Raw genomic sequence first — 2,906 nt, forward strand, 5'->3', positions numbered from 1 at the left:
TCCTTCGGCGCGCAGCTGCCCCTGGCTTCCTTCTTCGCCTCGCCCACCGTGGCCAGCCTCGCCCGTGAGCTGGCCTCCCTCCAGGCGGCTTCCACCGAGCTGCCACCTCCCTCGCCCCTGCCCGCGGGCTCCGCGCTCGCGCTGTCTGCCGCTCAGGAGCGCCTCTGGTTCATCCACCAGCTCCAGCCCGACTCCGGCGCGTACCACATTCCCCAGGCCGCGGAGCTACGAGGCACGGTGGACAGCGGTGCGCTGGACGCTGCGCTGAGGTGGCTGCTGGAGCGTCACCCCGTGCTGCGCACCACCGTGTCTTCACAGCAGGGACAGCCTCATGCGGTGCTGGCGCCCGTGCCCGCGCAGGTGTTGCACGTGGAGAGCGCGGAGGCGCTGCCCCAGCAACCCGGATGGTACACACAGCGGCTCCACCAGGAGGCCTTGCGTCCCTTCTCACTGGAGCGCGGCCCGCTGTACCGATTCCTCCTGCTGAAGGCTGGCGAGGACCGGTACATGCTGCTCGCCGTCTTCCACCACCTCGTGGTGGACGGCCTCTCGCTGGACATCCTCTTCCGCGAACTGGGCGAGGCGTATGCCGCCTTCCACCAGGGACAGCGGCCCTCGGCGCCTCCCGTCGCGCTCCACTACTCCGACGTCGCTGCCTGGCAGCGCTCGGAGGCCGTGTACGCGCGTGACGAGGCGCAGCTCGCCTACTGGAAGCGCCAGCTCGCCGGGGCTCCGGAGCTGCTCCAGCTCCCCACCGACAAGCCTCGCCCCGCCGTCCTCACCCACCAGGGCGACAACTCCGGCCTCCAGGCGTTGGACACCACGCTGGCCGGGGCCGTGCGCGCCTTCTGCCGTGAGCACACGGCCACGCCGTTCATGGTGCTGTACGCCGCGTTCGCCGCCCTGCTCTACCGCTACTCGCGCCAGGACGACTTCTGCGTCGGCACTCCCGTCTCCGGACGCACCCACCCGGCCACCGAGGGCGTCGTCGGCCTGCTGGCCAACACCGTTCCTCTTCGCACGCGCATCGACGCCTCCTCCTCCTTTGCCTCCCTGCTGGCTCAGGTGCGCTCCACCTCCCTCGACGCCCTCGCTCACCAGGACGTCCCCTTCGAGCGCCTCGTCCAAGCTCTCGGCATCGAGCGCAGCCTCAGTCACTCCCCCCTCTTCCAGGTGATGTTCGACCTGCACCGGCCGCAGAGCTCTCTCGCGAGCGCTTTCGCCGGGCTCCAGGCGCGGCCCGTGCCGGTCGACCTCCAGGCCAGTCCGTTCGACCTCGCACTGAGCGTCCTCGAGCACACGGACGGCTTCGAGCTCCTCCTGCGCTACAGCGGCGAGCTGTTCGAGCCCGCCACCGCGCGGCGGCTGCTGGACCACTATCCGCGCCTCCTCGCCCAGGCCCTCGCCGCGCCGCACACGCCCGTCTCGCGGCTGTCGCTGCTGTCATCCGGCGAGCGCGCACGAGTGCTGCGGGATGCCCGGCCCGGCGCCCACGGCTTCGACCTGGAGGCCTGCCTGCCGGAGCGCCTCTCCGCCCACGCCCGTCAGTCGCCCGAGCGCGTGGCGCTGGCCTCCTCCGACGCACGGTGGACGTACGCGGAGCTGGAGGCGTGGACCCGCCGCGCCGCGCGGCGGCTGGCGGCCCAGGGCGTGGGCACCGAGTCCGTCGTCGCGGTGCTGGGCCGGCGCACCGAGGCCACCGTGCGCGCAGTGCTGTCGCTGCACCAGGCCGGTGCGGCCTACCTGCCCCTGGACGCACAGCTTCCTCCGGCCCGCCTCGCGCGTCTCCTCTCCGAGAGCCGCGCGCCCTTCGTCCTCCCGCTGGGCTCCGTGGAGTCGCTGCTGTCCGAGGTCCTCGCGCAAATTCCCGAGGAGGCCCGCCCGCGAGTGCTGTCCCTGGATGGACTGGAGGCGGAGAGCGCCGAGCCCCTGAAGGCCCGCGCCACTCCCGGGACGCTCGCGTACGTGCTGTTCACCTCCGGCTCCACCGGCACCCCCAAGGGCGTCATGGTGGACCACCGCGGCATGCTCAACCACCTGCTGGGCATGCAGCACGGATTGGGGATGGGGCCCGAGAACGTCCTCGCCCAGACGGCGCCGCTCTCCTTCGACATCTCCATCTGGCAGATGCTGGGCGCCCTGGCCGCCGGTGGCACCACCTACGTCGTGGAGGATGAGGTGGTGCGCGAGCCGCCCCGCCTCGCCGCCGCCCTGCGGCAGGCGGGAGCCACCGTGGTGGAGTTGGTGCCCTCGCTGCTGCAGGCACTGCTGGAGGACGCGGCCGAGGCACCACTCCCGGCGCTCCGCCACATGCTCACCATTGGCGAGGCGCTGCCGCCCGCCACGTGCCGCGCCTGGTTCGAGCGCTACCCGCACGTTCCGCTCACCAATGCCTACGGTCCGGCCGAGTGCGCCGACACCGCCACCCTCCACCGGATGCACGCGCCTCCCGCCGGAGCCGCCACGCCCATTGGCACGCCCAAGGCGAACATGGAGGTGTACGTGCTGGACGATGCGCTCCAGCCCGTACCTCCGGGAGTGCCCGGCGAGCTCTTCGTCGGCGGAACCGGCGTCGGCCGGGGCTACGTGGGCCGGCCGGACCTCACCGCCGAGCGCTTCGTACCGCACCCCTTCAGCTCCGAGCCCGGTGCGCGCCTGTACCGCACGGGAGACCGGGGCCAGTGGAACGGGGACGGCACGCTCGGCTTCCTCGGCCGCGTGGACTTCCAGGTGAAGGTGCGCGGCATGCGCGTGGAACTGGGCGAGGTGGAGGCCGCCCTGGCCTCCCTGCCCGGCGTGCGCTCCGCCGCCGTCACCGTCCAGCGCCGTGGGCCCGCTGACTCCTGGCTCGTCGCCTGGGTGGTGCCCTCCTCCGAGGACGTGCGCACCGACTCCCTCCACCACGC

At 72.7% G+C, this 2,906-nt stretch carries 1 protein-coding gene; it reads left to right on the plus strand.

What is annotated here, in order from left to right; all coding sequences use genetic code 11:
* On the plus strand, window positions 1-2,906 hold a 2,906-nt coding region (locus tag K8638_RS44025), incomplete at both ends, for an amino acid adenylation domain-containing protein (RefSeq protein WP_223760783.1).

It is taken from the genome of Myxococcus sp. RHSTA-1-4, from assembly GCF_020037125.1.
Taxonomy (GTDB): Bacteria; Myxococcota; Myxococcia; order Myxococcales; family Myxococcaceae; genus Myxococcus.